20 protein-coding genes are annotated in these 15,528 nt (G+C 41.6%); 4 read left to right on the forward strand and 16 right to left on the reverse strand.

Going from position 1 to position 15,528, the window contains the following annotated elements; translation table 11 throughout:
• Positions 1-116 precede the first annotated feature (116 nt).
• Positions 117-434, reverse strand: coding sequence for a zinc ribbon domain-containing protein (locus CVD19_RS00970; RefSeq protein WP_101580002.1), 318 nt, complete (start codon positions 432-434; stop codon positions 117-119).
• A 135-nt stretch (positions 435-569) separates the two neighbouring features.
• On the opposite strand from CVD19_RS00970, the gene CVD19_RS00975 reads away from it, so the two are divergent.
• Positions 570-2,195, forward strand: coding sequence for a recombinase family protein (locus tag CVD19_RS00975; RefSeq protein WP_180953464.1), 1,626 nt, complete (start codon positions 570-572; stop codon positions 2,193-2,195).
• Here CVD19_RS00975 and CVD19_RS00980 read toward each other — a convergent pair.
• Together CVD19_RS00980 and CVD19_RS00985 are read right to left on the reverse strand one after the other, a co-directional pair.
• On the reverse strand, positions 2,184-2,879 hold the full coding sequence (locus tag CVD19_RS00980; RefSeq protein ID WP_101580004.1) for an AIM24 family protein: 696 nt from the start codon (positions 2,877-2,879) through the stop codon (positions 2,184-2,186). The two genes, CVD19_RS00975 and CVD19_RS00980, sit on opposite strands and share 12 nt — an antisense overlap.
• A gap of 15 nt (positions 2,880-2,894) precedes the next feature.
• The gene (locus tag CVD19_RS00985) at positions 2,895-3,575 is read right to left on the reverse strand and encodes a class I SAM-dependent methyltransferase (RefSeq protein WP_101580005.1); all 681 of its coding nucleotides are present in this window, start codon (positions 3,573-3,575) and stop codon (positions 2,895-2,897) included.
• 188 nt (positions 3,576-3,763) lie between these two features.
• Here CVD19_RS00985 and CVD19_RS00990 point away from each other — a divergent pair, with 188 nt between their 5' ends.
• Positions 3,764-3,982, forward strand: coding sequence for a DUF3892 domain-containing protein (locus tag CVD19_RS00990; RefSeq protein ID WP_101580006.1), 219 nt, complete (start codon positions 3,764-3,766; stop codon positions 3,980-3,982).
• A 34-nt stretch (positions 3,983-4,016) separates the two neighbouring features.
• Here CVD19_RS00990 and mntR read toward each other — a convergent pair whose 3' ends face one another.
• Positions 4,017-4,439, reverse strand: a complete 423-nt coding sequence (gene mntR, locus CVD19_RS00995; protein ID WP_101580007.1) for a transcriptional regulator MntR — start codon at positions 4,437-4,439, stop codon at positions 4,017-4,019.
• 67 nt (positions 4,440-4,506) lie between these two features.
• The gene (locus CVD19_RS01000) at positions 4,507-6,660 is read right to left on the reverse strand and encodes a DNA topoisomerase III (protein ID WP_101580008.1); all 2,154 of its coding nucleotides are present in this window, start codon (positions 6,658-6,660) and stop codon (positions 4,507-4,509) included.
• 173 nt (positions 6,661-6,833) lie between these two features.
• On the opposite strand from CVD19_RS01000, the gene CVD19_RS01005 reads away from it, so the two are divergent.
• Entirely contained in the window at positions 6,834-7,343 is a 510-nt protein-coding gene (locus CVD19_RS01005; protein ID WP_101580009.1) for a peroxiredoxin family protein, read from the forward strand.
• A 284-nt stretch (positions 7,344-7,627) separates the two neighbouring features.
• On the opposite strand, the gene lepB is transcribed toward CVD19_RS01005, so the two are convergent.
• From lepB to CVD19_RS01050, 9 genes are all read right to left on the reverse strand, one after another.
• Complete coding sequence (gene lepB / locus CVD19_RS01010; protein ID WP_101580010.1) at positions 7,628-8,170, reverse strand: signal peptidase I; 543 nt, start codon at positions 8,168-8,170, stop codon at positions 7,628-7,630.
• Positions 8,171-8,294: 124 nt separating this feature from the next.
• Complete coding sequence (locus tag CVD19_RS01015) at positions 8,295-9,209, reverse strand: ABC transporter permease subunit (protein WP_101580011.1); 915 nt, start codon at positions 9,207-9,209, stop codon at positions 8,295-8,297.
• Positions 9,210-9,251: 42 nt separating this feature from the next.
• Positions 9,252-10,178 carry an ABC transporter permease gene (locus CVD19_RS01020; protein ID WP_101580012.1) on the reverse strand — a complete coding sequence of 309 codons (927 nt, stop codon included), beginning with the start codon at positions 10,176-10,178 and terminating at the stop codon, positions 9,252-9,254.
• On the reverse strand, positions 10,171-11,049 hold the full coding sequence (locus CVD19_RS01025) for an ABC transporter permease subunit (RefSeq protein ID WP_101580013.1): 879 nt from the start codon (positions 11,047-11,049) through the stop codon (positions 10,171-10,173). The genes CVD19_RS01020 and CVD19_RS01025 overlap by 8 nt, the downstream gene beginning before the upstream one ends.
• A 182-nt stretch (positions 11,050-11,231) precedes the next feature.
• The gene (locus tag CVD19_RS01030) at positions 11,232-11,966 is read right to left on the reverse strand and encodes a hypothetical protein (RefSeq protein ID WP_142383492.1); all 735 of its coding nucleotides are present in this window, start codon (positions 11,964-11,966) and stop codon (positions 11,232-11,234) included.
• A complete protein-coding gene (locus CVD19_RS01035; RefSeq protein WP_101580015.1) occupies positions 11,963-12,121 on the reverse strand; it encodes a sigma factor-like helix-turn-helix DNA-binding protein in 159 nt (52 codons plus the stop codon). The genes CVD19_RS01030 and CVD19_RS01035 overlap by 4 nt, the downstream gene beginning before the upstream one ends.
• Before the next feature lie 11 nt (positions 12,122-12,132).
• Entirely contained in the window at positions 12,133-12,483 is a 351-nt protein-coding gene (locus CVD19_RS01040) for a sigma-70 family RNA polymerase sigma factor (RefSeq protein ID WP_180953466.1), read from the reverse strand.
• A gap of 192 nt (positions 12,484-12,675) precedes the next feature.
• Positions 12,676-12,960 (reverse strand): hypothetical protein, encoded by a 285-nt coding sequence (locus CVD19_RS01045; RefSeq protein ID WP_101580017.1) that lies wholly within the window; start codon positions 12,958-12,960, stop codon positions 12,676-12,678.
• A gap of 68 nt (positions 12,961-13,028) precedes the next feature.
• The gene (locus CVD19_RS01050; protein WP_101580018.1) at positions 13,029-14,009 is read right to left on the reverse strand and encodes an HD-GYP domain-containing protein; all 981 of its coding nucleotides are present in this window, start codon (positions 14,007-14,009) and stop codon (positions 13,029-13,031) included.
• 311 nt (positions 14,010-14,320) lie between these two features.
• On the opposite strand from CVD19_RS01050, the gene cspD reads away from it, so the two are divergent.
• A complete protein-coding gene (gene cspD, locus CVD19_RS01055; protein ID WP_101580019.1) occupies positions 14,321-14,521 on the forward strand; it encodes a cold-shock protein CspD in 201 nt (66 codons plus the stop codon).
• Between the two features lie 57 nt (positions 14,522-14,578).
• Here the strand turns inward: cspD and CVD19_RS01060 are convergent, their stop codons facing one another.
• The gene (locus CVD19_RS01060) at positions 14,579-14,767 is read right to left on the reverse strand and encodes a zinc-finger domain-containing protein (protein ID WP_101580020.1); all 189 of its coding nucleotides are present in this window, start codon (positions 14,765-14,767) and stop codon (positions 14,579-14,581) included.
• A gap of 22 nt (positions 14,768-14,789) precedes the next feature.
• Positions 14,790-15,446: a reverse transcriptase-like protein gene (locus CVD19_RS01065; RefSeq protein ID WP_101580021.1), complete on the reverse strand. Its 657-nt coding sequence runs from the start codon at positions 15,444-15,446 to the stop codon at positions 14,790-14,792.
• Between the last annotated feature and the right edge of the window lie 82 nt (positions 15,447-15,528).

A 15,528-nucleotide genomic window follows, 5' to 3' on the forward strand; every position in this document is an offset into this window, starting at 1 on the left:
CTTATATTCCTCAACCTCTCCCCTTCTTTCATTTTCAACCTCCCTCAAGCGATTTGTTGTCACCCTAAAAAGAAAAATCCACAATCCGTTAATAAATTGTGGATAAAATTCTGAAATTAATATTGTATTTGTCCTTCTTTCATGTACATCGGTTCTTGATTGACCATATGCACAATAAAGTCATTCTTATCACTCACTTGAATCCTGTCTACTTTATGCATAATCAGGTTATAAATATTTTCTTCTGATCTTTCTTCTATCTTCAATCTTCTACTTATGAACTCCACCATTCTATTCTCATCTACAATAATTCTCTTGCAGCTTGAATAATTATCATATCCCTGACATACCCACTTGAATATCCCACGTTCATTCTTTCTCTTATACAATTTCTCACAGTGACTGCAAATCATTTTACCTGTAAAGACTGCCATTATTAATTCCACACTTTGCCGTTTTATTTATAAGTTATAGGAATTTTTCTTAAATTATATACTCGTCCTATACTAATGGAATTTCTTTGTTGTATAATAACCTTTAGACAATATTATACACAAAGGAGTCATTCCATGTCATATACTACTGAATATCCTTTTACATCCATTATTAATTATCTAAGACGGTCACGTAAAGACGAGGAACGTGAGAGAAGAACTGGCGAGGATACACTAGCAGAACAAAAAGTATTAATGACTAATGTATTAGATAATATGGGTATCCCCTATGTACAAAAATTTGAAATTGGTTCGGGTGATAAAATTTCCACTAGACCTGTTTTCCAGGAAGTCCTCGAAGAATTAAAGTTGGGGAAATATGATGCTGTAGCAGTAAAGGAGATTTCTCGTTTAGGTCGTGGATCTTATTCTGACATGGGGCAAATTTACGATTTGATAACAACGAAAAGAATTTTTATTGTTACACCATATAAAATTTATGATCCAACTAATGATTCAGATTTACGGCAAATACGGTTTGAGATGTTTTTATCTCGTGAAGAATTTGAAACCATCAAAACACGTTTAATTTCTGCTAAATACACATATGCCCTACAGGGAAAATTTATGGGTGGAAATGCTGCATTTGGATATCGCACTGATGAACAGAAAATGAAATTGATTGTGGATGATGAAAAAGCTAAAATAGTTAGACTCATTTATGAAATATACAATCATGGACTTGGAAATGAAAGACCCAAAGGTATTAGAGCTATAGCCAACTATTTAAGTTCTATTGGCATTCCAAGTCCTACTGGTAAACCTGCCTGGGGCATTGCTATTGTGAAGAACATATTGACGAATCCAGTTTATAAGGGTGAAATTCATTACCGTACAACTCAAACTGTAAATGGCAAGAAAGTTCCTAGACCGGAAGACGAACATATTATTGTTTTAGATGCACATGAACCAATCATTGAGGAAGAATTATGGGAACTAACTCAGAATAAATTTGCATCCAAGGAAAGAAAACCATCCATTAAGCCTACTGATAAAATTAGTGAACTGACTGGCTTGATTAGATGCTCAGGCTGTGGCTATAAGATGATCACCAATAATTATAATCGTAAATGGACAAATAAGGATGGTAGTGTAACAGAAAAACTTACCGAAAGAGTACGATGCTTAAAAAACTTAACCCCCTCTTGTGGAAGTGTTCAATATAGAGATATAGAACAGGGATTATTAGAGGCGATTAAGCAATATACAACATTTAATGAAGAAGATTTTAGAAAAGCGTACAATGTAATATTCTCAGAAAAAGAAGAGAACTTTGATGATGTTGTGCTGATCAATATTGAAAAACAATTGAAAACTTTAAATAACCGTTTGGAATTTATTTACGAGAAATACGAGTCGGGAATATATACAGATGAGGAATTCAAACAGAGAAAAAATAAAATTGAAGACGAAAAAAAGAAATTGACTGAGATGGAAGTAAACCCTCCTTTGCTTGTCGAAAAAACAAAAATAGAAAGAAAAGAATTCACCAGTCTTATGTTGAATGTTTACGAAGCATATATGAAAGCATCCAAAGAGGGGAATTTAGAATTATGTAACCAGATTCTAAAAGGCATTCTCGATGAGGTTAATCTAATGATTATTAGCAAAGGAAGCAGGTCACAGAATATTGATTTTGAATTAAGAATTAAACTGAATCCTAGACGTATCAAGGAACAATCGGGAGAACTACTTTTGTAGTTCTCCTATATAAACTTCCTCGTACGGCTGTACCACAACGAATCCGTTTCCTGAAAATTTCATCTGGATCGATTCGCCGCTGCCCCTTCCCAAAAACGTCTTCAACGAAACATCAGTGACAAATTCCGGCTCAAGGTTCCCGGACCACGCAACGGTTGCGTTCGGGTCTGTATAAACAGGGTTATCTGATGTCACTAAAAGAGTCAAAGGCTCATAATGAGAAGTAATAGCGATCATGCCCGATCCTTCCAACCGGACATTGAACAAACCGCCCGCAAGCATCCCGGCCACCCTTTTCAGCAATTTAATGTCCCACTGTATCGAGGGCTCGAACGCCAGCAAATCGTTTCCATTCACAAAGATGGATTCATTCCTTAGGTTTAGAATCGAAATCTTTTTCCCCTGGTCAGCTACATACAGCTTTCCTGTACCGTTTGCTTTCATTAATGACGTGCCTTCTCCTGTCAGCGCTTTTTTGAACATTTTTCCTATACCATGCTCAAAAACACCCTCACGTTCAAACTTGATGCTGCCCCGGTAAGATACCATTGCCCCCGCTTTTGCCCATACCTGTCCATTCAGGTTGATCTCAAGCATTCTCGGGGTTTCCAACTCGAACAAACCTTCCCCTTTATCCTGTTGCTTAGTCTGGTTTACAAATTCCTCAATCGAATATCGGCTCATTTTTATGTTGCCTCCTTAACGTTTATTTTCCAGCATAAAAACCCACATGAATGACAGGGACTGCCTGAGTTCATTTGCAAGTGAGCCAAGAGGAAGCTCTGTTGCTCCCCGTTTATACACCCCGTATTCATCTGCCTTTTTCCAGCCATTTTCTGCTGCAAGCTGTTCCAATTCCCATGGCATCATCGTATTGCAGATAACCTTTTCCCCGTATAGCCTGCGAAAACTGTTGATGCGCGGCGCCGCGGTGGGCCCAAGGATCCCGACACAGGCCATGCCTCCGGGTTTTACGATGCGCTGCATTTCTGTAAGAACTTCGAGGGGCTTTTCTGTCCATTCAAGGGAGTTGATTGCAATAAGGGCATCAAAGGAAGACGACGGCAGCCCTGTTTCGGAAATATCACGTTTCAGAAACTGAATCGCTTTTCCCTCTGACATACTGCGCGCTTTTTCAAGCATTTCTTCTGACACATCCAACCCTGTCACATCATATCCTGCTTCTGACAGCTTTACACTGCCATAACCGTCGCCACAGCCTAAATCACACACCTTTGCACCTGCAGGAAAAATTTTTTTTGTGAACGGCACGATGTCTTTCCTGCTGCCGGAGTCCCACATCTCGGCACTTCTCTTGTTCCAGAACCCGGCTTTGCCATTCCATTCCTTTTCGGCCTCTCTTGCCCAGTTAAAGCCCATATGACCACCTGCCTATCGGTGAAATTATGTATTTTTCATATCCATTTTCTTTAGTTCGATAAAAAAACCTGAAAACCTCTTTGTGTTGAGATGTATATTTGCTTTAAAGTAAAAATCGTCCCTACTGAATGTTTGCAGCAGTCAATATTGAGAAACACTAGAAAAAAACGGAAGGAAGGAAGAAAGTTATGCAAGGAGAAAAGCTTATCGCGGTGCAGAAGAATCATTTCGGGGACATCATCAGTTTTCAAACGTCAGGAGGGAGGATCATTTCCTACCGCAAAGCCCTCGCTGAGGCTGCCAACGGAGAAATTGAGGGTATAAACATTTTAGAGTCCGATGATGGAATGCTTTCCCTCGCCCCCCAAAATAACCAGTCATTCGACCACTTGCCCTCCATATACTGAAAAAACACCTGGCGCTGGGCCAGGTGTTTTGCTTTCATTCTTCTTCATTCTGTTTTTGAATGGCCCTAAGTGTTTCTACCCGGCTATCGTCTTCATCAAAATATTGGACAAGGTCGCCGATGCGGTCAATGGCATCCCAGCTCAGATGGTGTTCGATCCCTTCGACATCCTTATAAATGTTTTCATCTTTAACGCCGATGATCCTTAGCAGCTGTTCAAGCAGGTCATGCCGGTAAACCAGACGCTTTCCCGTTTTCTTGCCCTTTGGGGTCAGGATCAGCCCGCGGTATTTTTCATATACGAGGTATTGGTCCTTGTCCAGCTTCTGGACCATTTTCGTCACTGAGGAGGGATGGACCGATAATGCTTCCGCAATATCAGAGACGCGTGCGTACCCTTTTTCTTCTATCAATATATAAATTTGCTCGATATAATCTTCCATGCTGGGTGTTGTCATCCCTAAACCTCCAATGCCTAAACGAACCATATAAATTTTACTATACAAAAAAGTAGGAAACAAGAAGTTATATTTGTTGTTTGGCTATGTCAATCTTTACTTTCTCGCCGTCCCAGACAAGCCTCGCATCAAATGTTCTGTCTTTACTCGTGAACCCTTCAATCATTTCGGTGCTGCCTGTTTTAAGCAAGCTTTTAATGTTTTTTTGTGTGATTGATTTCCCAAGAATATTTTTGGAGATTGTAAAATCACAGTTCGATTTCCTGTAATTGGAACATCCATAAAATGTACCCTTGTCAACAACGGGGCCTCCGCATTTTTTGCAAGGACCAAGACTGGTGCTGCGTTTTCCTTTTTGCTTGCCGGGGACGAAAGCATCTGTAATTTGCTGTCCGAACGACCAGGCTGAATGTTTCTCGGCTGTCTCGGCGATAAGATGGTGAACCATCTTGCCTGTCTGGTCAATAAATTGTTTTGGCGAAAAGTTCCCTTCACCGATCTCATGCAGGCGCTGCTCCCACTTCGCTGTCATTTCCGGTGACGCGAGGACTTGTTCGCCAACTGCTTCCACAAGAATTTTTGCCTTTGCCGTGGCATACACCAAATTTTTCCTAACCTCTATATATGCCCGGTCCTTAAGCATGGTAATGATCCCGGCGCGGGTCGCTTCGGTACCAAGACCCTCCGTTTTCATCAGGACTTTTTCCAGTTCTTTGTCATCAACATGCTTTCCCGCGGTTTTCATCAGCGTGATAAGCTGCCCTTCGGTGTAGCGTTTGGGCGGCTGGGTTTTGCTCTCCTTAACCTCTGCCTTTACAACATCACCTGATTCCCCTTTTTCGACAGCCGGAAGTACAGGGTCTTTATCTGTCTCCTTCTGCGGAAGAACTTTTCTCCACCCTTCTTCGAGCTGGACTTTTCCTTTTGAAACGAATTCGGCCCGGCCGTCCACCAGAGTCGTTATTGTCGTGTATTCTGCAGTTGAAGCGGGATAATGGGCTGCAATTAATGATCTTGCCAAGAGATCATACATTTTTTGTTCATCAGCTGACAGCCTGTCCAGATTTGGCACCTGTTCAGTCGGGATAATCGCATAGTGGTCGGTTACCTTTTTTTCATTCACATACCGCTTGTTACTACCGATGGATTCGATGGGCAACGGGAACAGTTCTCCGTAGGCAGGAATCGCCTGCAGCTTTTTTAAAATGACCGGAAATCCCTGTGCTTCCCCGGGTGTCACATATCTGGAATCAGAACGGGGATAGGAAATGATTCCCCTCTGGTAAAGACCCTGCAATACATCAAGTGTTTTTTTCGGCGAAAATTTGAAGCGCTTGTTTGCCTCTGCCTGGATGGCGGAAAGATTATATAAAAGGGGTGGAAGAAATTCCTTCTTTTCCGATTTTACATCAGCAACTTCCGCCTGTTTCCCGCTGCAAAAAGCGGCAATTTTTTCGGCCATTTCCTTTGTTGTGATCCTTGATTCACCATCTTTTTCCCACTTGCCGCTGTATTTTTTTCCTTTGATATTAAAGTTCGCATGAACCTCCCAAAACGGTTCGGAAACAAAGCTTTCGATTTCAAGTTCCCGCTTTACAATCAGGGCGAGTGTAGGTGTTTGGACGCGGCCGACGGAAAACACATCTGAAAAGCCTTTTTGCTTAAGAAGTATGGTGTACAGCCTTGATGCGTTCATGCCTACCACCCAGTCCGCACATGCCCGGGTATATGCTTCATAATACAGATTTCTCGTATCAGCCTCACTCAGCAATTTCGCAAAGCCATCTTTGATTGCCTGAGGAGTAAGCGATGAAATCCAGAGCCGCTTCATCGGCTTGGAACAGCCAGCGAGGCGGAGGATATTCCGGATGATCAGCTCGCCTTCCCTCCCGGCATCTCCGGCATGGATGACCTCAGTCACTTTCGGATCCATTGCCAGTTTCTTGATGACCGAAAACTGCTTTGCTTTCGATTTAACTACCTCATATTGAAATTGGCCTGGAATGATCGGAAGGGTTTCAAGTGACCACTTTTTCCATTGTGAATTATACCTTTCCGGTGCCGAGAGCTCTGTCAGGTGCCCAATCGCCCATGTGGCATATGCTCCTGCGGGAAATAATTCATTCGGGAGGATTTCAATAAATCCGTCCCGCTTTTTCGTTTTAAATACGGAGGCGAGCGTCCTGCCCTGGTCGGGCTTTTCCGCAATAATCAGTTTCATAATGTTGCTCCTCATTTTTAAACAATGATTTCAAATTCTATTTTACTATAAGGAAAGGGACATACAATGCGAAAATATGTCGAACTATAAGCGATAATAGGGAACGTTAAAAAGTTTAATCCTTGCCCCAATAGGAAAAAATATACTGAATTGTACACAAAGGAGGAATTAGGTTGTCTACTCTTTCATTAGGAGATAAAGCACCGGACTTTTCATTGACTACCGACTCTGGCGAGAGTTTTTCATTCGAGTCGTATCGGAGGAACCATGATGGCTGGCATTTACTTATTTTTTTCAGGGGGGCTTGGTGACCGGTATGTGTGGAGGACCTCCAAGGTTTGGAGGAAAGCAAAGGTTTTTTTGAAGGGCAGAATGTACACATTACAGTGATATCTACCGACAGCCGTGAAAGCTTAAGCAAGATGGCCAACGATAACCGGTTGTCTTTCCCGGTTCTATGTGACCAGGACTTAAAAGCAATAAATGCGTACGGCGTTTTTTACCACAGTGAGGATGCTCTATATAAAGATCACGGCACACACGGGGAACCGGCCCATTTCCTCATTGACGAAAACGGCCGCATTCTTTTCATTCATAAGCAAACAGGGCCATTTGGACGGCCGACTGCAAATGAACTGCGCAAAACTGTGAAATATATCAAAAAGAATTTAAAAACTGACTGATATTCATTATTGAGTGTACGAGGGTGCCCCAAATAGTCAAAGTGGGGGCGCCCTCTTTGTTGTATTCTGGTCCTTGAGGGCTTCTCAAGACAAAATCCATCACGTGGAAGGCAGAAATGTCCTTGAGGTTGCTTCTTATGCACAAAATGAGCCAGCTTGCTGGAGAGCTGTCCTTAAGAAGCTTTGAAGGCCACTTTTTAGTGAGTGGCAGTCCCCCAGAAACTAGTAATTGTTAAGTTCATTGTATATAGGAAACGGCCTGAGCCATCATGAGCGGGTTTATATTATTCTACAATCCTTACATCGCCAACAGGCCAATAGACGATGTTTGTTTTACCGAGGACCTGATTGATTGGCACGGCGCCGATCTGGCGGCTGTCCTTGCTGAATTTCCTGTTATCCCCCATGACGAACAAATGCCCTTCAGGTACAGTATCCTGGCCAACAGGCGTATCATTGAGTGTAAATGATTCGGTAAGCGGCCCATCCTTGTTCATTTTTTTATATTCAGTCAAATATGGTTCAGCATTCGCTTTTCCATTAACAAATAATGTATCATCTTTGTATTCTACCTTGTCACCCGGAAGGCCGATTATGCGCTTAATATAATCTGCTTGCCCTGGAGCGTGGAATACGATAATATCAAATCTTTCCGGTTTTCCGAGTTTGTTTACAATCATCCGGTCCTGACTCTGCAATGTCGGCATCATGGATGAACCATCCACCACGATCGGGGTAAACAGGAAGTAACGGATAACTGCAGCCAGCAGAACGGCAATAATGAGCGCCTTTATCCATTCCCATGCTTCATTTTTCGGTTTCTCCATCTCCATCACCCCATACAGTAGTATAATTACATCTTACATTCTGATGCTGCAAATATACAGAAATAACTAGGATAGAATCTTGAAATAATATCGGTCTCTTTGGACCCCGCTGCCAGCCGGTGTCCTATAAAAACGGATATTTCCTGTGTTCTGCTTTTTGTTTTTCATTCAGTCCCTGCGACAACAGGTAAAAAGCAAACAAAAATAATAAAAAAGTTAGCAGCGGGAACAGGACAATCCATTGGGAGTGCCGCAAAAAAGTTCTTGATTGGCCAATCAGGCCAGCCCATTCATTTGTGATAGACAAGTAGATAATCGGATTGTATTGAACTTCGGTACCTCCAAGGAACAAGTCAAAAATGGCCAGCTGTCCGATTAAATGCAGGACCTGGATAATTTCATTTATAAAGATGATTAATAAGTTTCCCTTCAGCGCAGGGAAGATGTGTTTCGTCAAAATATGTAGTTTACTCCCCCCAAGAGTCTTGGAAGCATCAATAAAAAGATGTTTTCTGATCTCCCTAGCCTTCTCAAAAGTCACTCTATGAACCCCGGCCAGCCCTAAAATGATCATCAATATGCTTTGAATCGCAGTCAAAGTCAACGGGCTCAATACAGGTTCGATATTAATGCCAACCATGATGAAATAAATGATGATAAAAGCAGGTATCGCACTGAATACGGAGATACTTTTATTAGTTTTGATCTCTAATTTAGAGTGCAATGCATGATATATCCCAAAACCTGAACCAATCAAAACCCTTAAAAAGGCTATCGTAATCACCGTAAACACAGTATATTTCGCTCCATTAAGCAAGAGAGTCAGTATGTCATAGCCCCACTTGTCCGTGCCAAATATGTAATCCTTTGAGGGCGGGAACGGTGAACTTACAAGCTGCTCTCCCTCCTTGGTTTCTATATAGTCGATTTTCTTGGAATAATCTACATCATAAGGGGCGATTGCAGGCCCAACGACAGCAATTACAAAAAAGAAACCCAGTAATAGTAATCCAATAATTAGCTTAATTCGATAGCCCATAAAGTCTTTTCCTTTCAGCCATTCTTATTCAATGATTGCGGCCTATAAATAAGGAATCTTTCTGTGCATGGTTTTTTGCTGCTGGTTCAACCCCTGCGAAATCAAATAAAATGCGAACAGGAAGACCAGAAAGCAAAGCATAGGAAAAATCAGGATCCATTGTGAATGATAAAGGAAGGACCTGGCTTGCCCAATCAGGCCGGCCCATTCTTTTGTAAGTGAAAGGTAAATAGTAGGAGGGCCTATCCGGACCAATGTACCGCCGAGAAATAAATCAAAAATCCCCAATTGGCCAACCAGGTGCAGAACCTGAATGATTTCATTGACAAAAATAATTAATAGGTGGCTTTTGAGGGCAGGGAAAATGTGCTTCATGGCTATATGCGCCTTCGTTCCGCCAATGGATTGGGAGGCTGTTACAAATAAGTTGTTTTTAATTTCATTTGTTTTAGAGTTAACAGTGTCATAGACTCCTGCCAGGCCTAAAATAACCATGAGGCTGCCTAATAGGACTGTCAGGGTTAAGGGTTTCAGAACTGGGTCAATGTTAATCTTGATTAATATAAAATAAATAAAAATGAATATCGGAAATCCACTGAAAATATTGATTTTGACCTTTCTCTTTGCACTTTTTATTGCGCTTTTGTTTAAAGCCATTAACATTCCGAAAAGACAGCCCACTGTAACCCTCAACACGGCCACAAAGATTACCGTGAAAACTGTATATTTAGCACCGTGTAATACCAAAGTCAAAATGTCATAGCCCCATTTGTCCGTCCCAAAGATATGTTCCTTCGATGGAGGAAAAGGCGGGGCCATCATTTCTTCTCCATTCTCTGTTTTTACATACTTTATATCCATTTGCATATTTACATCATATGGAGCAATGTAAGGCCCAAAAATGGCAATAATCACAAACAAACCAGCCAGTGCCATGCCAACTGGCAGCTTCCAATTCCACTTACGCACGCCAAAAAATCCTCTCCACAGCCAATAAAAAAAGTTTGATGGAAAAGAATGTTGCAAGGTATAAAACAAAGAATGCAAACAACGTAATGGCGACCAGATTATATTGGTACCCAAATTTTATAGGATATTCAAATAGAATCTCTGTCAGGCCGCGTGTATTATAGAGATACTCAATGATGAAAAGGTTGCTGATCGCGATCCCGACAATTTTATGTAAATCTGCTTTTAAGAATGGCAGCACATTGCTGGTCACATGGTTAAGATAGATATATTTCTTTGACAAACCTTTCGATTTGGCGGTTAAGATGTAATCCTCCGTAAGGACCTCATATGTCCTTTCTGCCAAGGCCCGGATTAAATAAAATAACGGTACGATGACCAGGGAAAGAATCGGCAAGAAAACAGCAGGTTCTTCGATAGACAGCGAGGCGACCTGGACTGTTTTCACTCCTGTCTTTCTGAAAATAAAAGTAACCAACAGCTGCAGTAGCAGCACCAATATGAAATCGGGTATGAATCCCGCAAATCCCAACACGGAATTCAGCCATTTTTCGCTTTTTCTCCAAAACCAGATTCCAAGAAAAAAAGAAAGTATGACGACAATAAACATCGAAACGGTTAAATAAGAAAATGACGACAGAAAATAACTGTGCAGGTCGTTCAGCAGCATCCGTTCCCGGTCCCCCTGCAAATAATAGAATGATTGACCGGTAAATAATCCTGTCACAAAATTTTTTACTTCCGTTACGAGGCCCTGAGGCTGAAAAGACAGCCCTGCCTCCGTGTTCATTAAATACAATGGCAATGCTGCCAGGACAAGTAAGATGGCAATGCTGATAATTTGGTTCATGACAAATTTAACATATGACATGGATGGATTCTTCCCCCTTTCCACTTCCATTTATCTATGTAAGCAGGACAAAAACTAAACATTCAAAATATATTACAAGCATATCACAAATTTTGAATAATTTACCACAAACCTTTCCCATTTTCTTTTTACAGATCGAGACCATCCCAGAAATAAAAAAACATGATACCTGTCAATTGGTATCATTCAAGGCCTTTGTTAAGTAGCTGTTGCGTAAACTCTTTAATCAGCTTTTCTGCATCTTGTTCTGTAAAATCTTTGCCTAAAGTGGACTCCAGGTTATAGTTTCCGTTTTTAACATTGATTGTTGCCAGATAGAAATTGCCCGCAGGCCTTGATAAGACCGAGTATTGCACATCAAACCCATTTAGCTTTTTTATTTTTGCATCGTCTACCTCAGCATTACCCTTAGAATAACGCACATTTAACACCTGCCGTCCTAAATATGGGCCATAAAATAGCTTGCTCTCATTCTGATTTTCCCACTTTTGTACTGTTTCTGGATCGTCCATCCGAGGATCCAGACCGCCTTTATTTTTAGCATAAGTAATCGAAAGATCTCTATGGCCAACTTCCTTTATATCCGTTATTGCGGCAAACGTCATAGGATATTCTTCAAATTCAGGAATAACCACCTCATGACCAAATTTCTCACTGACTTCCTTCTGTATCGCTGCCGTTTTATTTGTAAATTGCTGCAGCATAGGCATGGACAAAAGCAATGCGATTAACAAAACTCCTATGCTTGCGAATCCTATTGAAAAACGGGGCCAAGATCGCTTTCTCTTATTCTGCCTCATCCCTCCAGATACGATTTGATTAATAAATGTTTTTTTAGCTATTTCGTTTAAATCAAGATCATTATAGAAGCTTTTATCAAGAGCCTGTCGAACACTTTCCTTCAAAGGAACCATCAAAAATCAAACCCCTTTCTTATCAGTTCCCTGCCGCGTGCCAGCCGCGTTTTTACCGTATTTGCATTTTGGTTTAATAAGGCACCAATTTCATTGATGTCCAGTTCATGATAGTAATATAGAATGATTGTTTCTCTGTATTTTATAGGCAAAGACATAATGGCTCTGGCTAGCTCCTGATCCGGAGGCTGTCAACAAGCTGGTTTTCTGTCGTTTTCCCCAGCTCCTTGTCTTGAAAATAATTCGTCAGGGTCGTATAGCGGCAATGCCAGCTTTTTAAATAATCCTTGGTCCTGTTTACGGCAATTTTGAATAACCACGTTTTAAAAGAGCTTTCTCCCCGAAACGACTGAAAATTATTATAGACCGATAGAAACACCTCTTGGGTCAGGTCTTCCATCGTTTGGTGATTTTTAACATAAGAAAAAATTAGCTTCCGGACGTCGTTTATATAATTGGCTACAATTGTTTCAAACTCCACACTTTCCGGATGTTCTCTTCTTTCTGGTTGTTCTTCCAAGGCAGGCACCCCTTTCCCTTTCATAAATACAGACGATGCACTTCAACCCTGTGACTCATTTTGGGAAAAAATATTTTGATATCAAAAGTTTCCGAGTGCGAATTCTCAGGCAAGGGACTTCCTATGTTTGTATATTAATTGAAATCATAAACACAAAAAAACAGCCGGAATTTCGGCTGCGATAATACACTGTTAGTTATACTTGCGGATTCCGGCATCTGTTTTGACGTACCATTTATCTTTCGGGACAATTGTCGTGACCGTTAAAATAAGGGATGGGATTTCTTCAACCCTGAACACGATCATCCCGGTGCTTTCATGAAAAATAACAAACGAATCGCTGTGTGAATATCCAGTCCAGTGGGATCCCAAATGCAGCAGGGAGTTGACAATCGCTTCTTTTTCTTCCGCCCCTAATGTAAGATGCGGAGAGAATTTTATGATCCAGTTTCCGTTGCCAATCGAGAAACGGTACATCTCCTCACCCTTTTAAAAATCTGATAGATATTAAAAGATATGAGCAAAAGAATATTTTATTCACTAAATTATCCGTCTTTTAGGACCTGGGCGATTTGCAGGCTCCGGTTGTGCCTCAAGTCCACAAGTTCATCACCAATCCTTACGAGTGCCAGCAGCGGCTCATAAGAGTCGATCATCACTATTGTCCCTTCGCGCCCGTCACTTAAAAGTACCCGGTGGCCGACAATGCTGTTCATCATTTTATACAGAAACAATATCATGATATGAGGGTCGAACTTCCCGTATACATCATCCTGCATTTGGTTAATGACGATATGAAGCGGCTCTGCCTTGTGATAGACCCTTGATGATGACATGGCGTGAAAAACATCGGCAATAGCAACTATTTTGGCCATCCTGCTGATTTTGTCGCCCGTTAATCCGAATGGATAGCCCCCGCCATCCTCCCTTTCGTGATGCTGCAGCGCAATCAGGGCTGCCTCCTTCAACCCGGGAAGATCCTTCAGCAATTGATAGCCATAGACGGTATGGCGTTTCATTTCAGCGTATTCTTCCTCGGTGAGCTTTCCCGGCTTATTTAATATATCCTTTGAAATCCTTGCTTTCCCAATATCATGCAGAGTCGCGCCCACAGCCAGGACATTTAATTCCTTCTCGCTTAATCCTGCCCATTTCCCGATCAGGCTGGCAATGACCCCTACGCAGACGGCATGCCGGAATGTATATTCGTCCTTGGATTTCAATTCATAAAACAAATGGTAGATATGGGGAATTTCAACTGCCGCGGTGATTGCAGGCTGAATTTTTTCTATTATATCCGCGACAGGGACAATCCCTGTCCGTACTATGTACTCAAATATTTCTTCCATTTTACATGCAGCCTCGTCAAGCATTTTTGCTGCAGATTTTATCTGTACGTTTCGTCTGTTACTGCCCGATGGCGCAGATTGTACTGCCGCATCCCGTTTGTTGTTCAGCAGCACATCTACTTCTTCTAACGACAATGATGTTATGTTTCTTTCTTTAGGTGGAGTAGTTTGGCTCATCAGAAGAACCCTCCTTGAAAGAATGTCTAATTATAAGAAAATAATAGCAAAATTTCCAAGAAATTGATAGAGATATTCTGATGTTTTCGTTATTTTAATAATTCATTGAATTATTAATTATTATCTCCGATTTTACTAGAAAAGCGGTGTCATGCCTTGACTTGTAACTGTCAGCTCGTGTATATTTAAAGCATCATTTATCAGAATATATTTCCGATTTGGTAAATGTCAGCCATTTATATTCTTATTAAATGATAATATTTAACTTCGGCACCATGTGTGCCGCGACAGGCATAGGAGGAAAGCGTAACATGCAAAACGGTAAAGTTAAATGGTTCAACAACGAAAAAGGCTTTGGTTTTATCGAAGTGGAAGGCGGAGAAGATGTATTCGTACACTTCACAGCTATTCAAGGTGAAGGTTACAAATCCCTGGAAGAAGGCCAGGAAGTTTCTTTTGAAATCGTCGAAGGAAACCGTGGTCCTCAAGCAGCGAACGTAGTAAAACTATAATTCACTAAATCAACCATTAAGCTAAATAAGGCTGGCAGATGCCAGCCTTTTTGATTTCTATGTCCCTTGTGAGGAAAGCTTTTCCCCGCATGCCCTGATCTTTTCCCCGACAGTGCATTTCGAAATGCAAAAGCGGTGGGCATATGTCTTGCTTTTATCTTTTTTAAACTGCTTCTGTAAAAAGCAGCCATCGCAGTATGTGCTGAACAAATGCTCGACTTCAGCAAGAAGCTCTTTCCGTGTCAAACAATTCCCGCCTTTCCCCATACTAAAGAATTTGCATTTTACTGTTGATCATTTTCCCTTCAAGCGCCTGTCCGGCAAGCTTATCTGCTTCCTTATTGTCTTTTCTCGGAATCGGGATATACTTTGCCAATATGCCAAGCTGTGACAATTTGTTCTCAATCCTGTTCAGCCAGCGCTCCAGGCTCTCCTCATAACAAGGCCATTCCCCTTCAAGCTGCTTCAGGACCACCTGCGAATCACCCTTGAATTCGCAGGTCATCCGGCTTGCACCCAACTCTTCAAGCAGGTTGAGGGTAAAATAGAATGCTGCGTATTCAGCCTCGTTGTTTGTCTCCAGCTCATGGGACAGTTGATTTGCCCTCAGCCTGTATTTCTTCTTTCCCTGGTTAAAATAAATGACCGCCCCGAGCCCGGCCCGATTTGAGTCCTTATCAAAGCCACCGTCAAAATAGACAGTCACGTCATGGGGCTCTTCCTCGATTTCTGCCAGCAGCTTTGTCATCTCTTTTAAGGTCCACTCGGTACCCATTTCGTCACTGAAGACGATTTCCGCCGCCTTTCCAGACTTCTCCAGGTACTGTCCGACCTGCAGCGCTAACTCCCCATCCAGCCAATCGGACGAAAATAAAACAGCCTGCTTGCCTTTCATCTTAAAATTCCAGTCTATTTTATACTTCATTTTGCCCGCCCTTTCATGCTTGTTTGGGATTATTCTTATAATTATAACAAAAACATTCGTTTATTCATTATCGCTGTTTCAT

It is taken from the genome of Bacillus sp. T33-2, assembly GCF_002860205.1.
GTDB lineage: Bacteria > Bacillota > Bacilli > Bacillales > Cytobacillaceae > T33-2.

Coding starts and splice junctions, on each gene's coding strand:
- CVD19_RS00970 (WP_101580002.1), bottom strand. CDS start 434: ATGGCAGTCTTTACAGGTAAAATGATTTGCAGTCACTGTGAGAAATTG.
- CVD19_RS00975 (WP_180953464.1), top strand. CDS start 570: ATGTCATATACTACTGAATATCCTTTTACATCCATTATTAATTATCTA.
- CVD19_RS00980 (WP_101580004.1), bottom strand. CDS start 2,879: ATGAGCCGATATTCGATTGAGGAATTTGTAAACCAGACTAAGCAACAG.
- CVD19_RS00985 (WP_101580005.1), bottom strand. CDS start 3,575: ATGGGCTTTAACTGGGCAAGAGAGGCCGAAAAGGAATGGAATGGCAAA.
- CVD19_RS00990 (WP_101580006.1), top strand. CDS start 3,764: ATGCAAGGAGAAAAGCTTATCGCGGTGCAGAAGAATCATTTCGGGGAC.
- mntR (WP_101580007.1), bottom strand. CDS start 4,439: ATGACAACACCCAGCATGGAAGATTATATCGAGCAAATTTATATATTG.
- CVD19_RS01000 (WP_101580008.1), bottom strand. CDS start 6,660: ATGAAACTGATTATTGCGGAAAAGCCCGACCAGGGCAGGACGCTCGCC.
- lepB (WP_101580010.1), bottom strand. CDS start 8,170: ATGGAGAAACCGAAAAATGAAGCATGGGAATGGATAAAGGCGCTCATT.
- CVD19_RS01015 (WP_101580011.1), bottom strand. CDS start 9,209: ATGGGCTATCGAATTAAGCTAATTATTGGATTACTATTACTGGGTTTC.
- CVD19_RS01025 (WP_101580013.1), bottom strand. CDS start 11,049: ATGTCATATGTTAAATTTGTCATGAACCAAATTATCAGCATTGCCATC.
- CVD19_RS01035 (WP_101580015.1), bottom strand. CDS start 12,121: ATGTCTTTGCCTATAAAATACAGAGAAACAATCATTCTATATTACTAT.
- CVD19_RS01045 (WP_101580017.1), bottom strand. CDS start 12,960: ATGTACCGTTTCTCGATTGGCAACGGAAACTGGATCATAAAATTCTCT.
- CVD19_RS01050 (WP_101580018.1), bottom strand. CDS start 14,009: ATGAGCCAAACTACTCCACCTAAAGAAAGAAACATAACATCATTGTCG.
- cspD (WP_101580019.1), top strand. CDS start 14,321: ATGCAAAACGGTAAAGTTAAATGGTTCAACAACGAAAAAGGCTTTGGT.
- CVD19_RS01065 (WP_101580021.1), bottom strand. CDS start 15,446: ATGAAGTATAAAATAGACTGGAATTTTAAGATGAAAGGCAAGCAGGCT.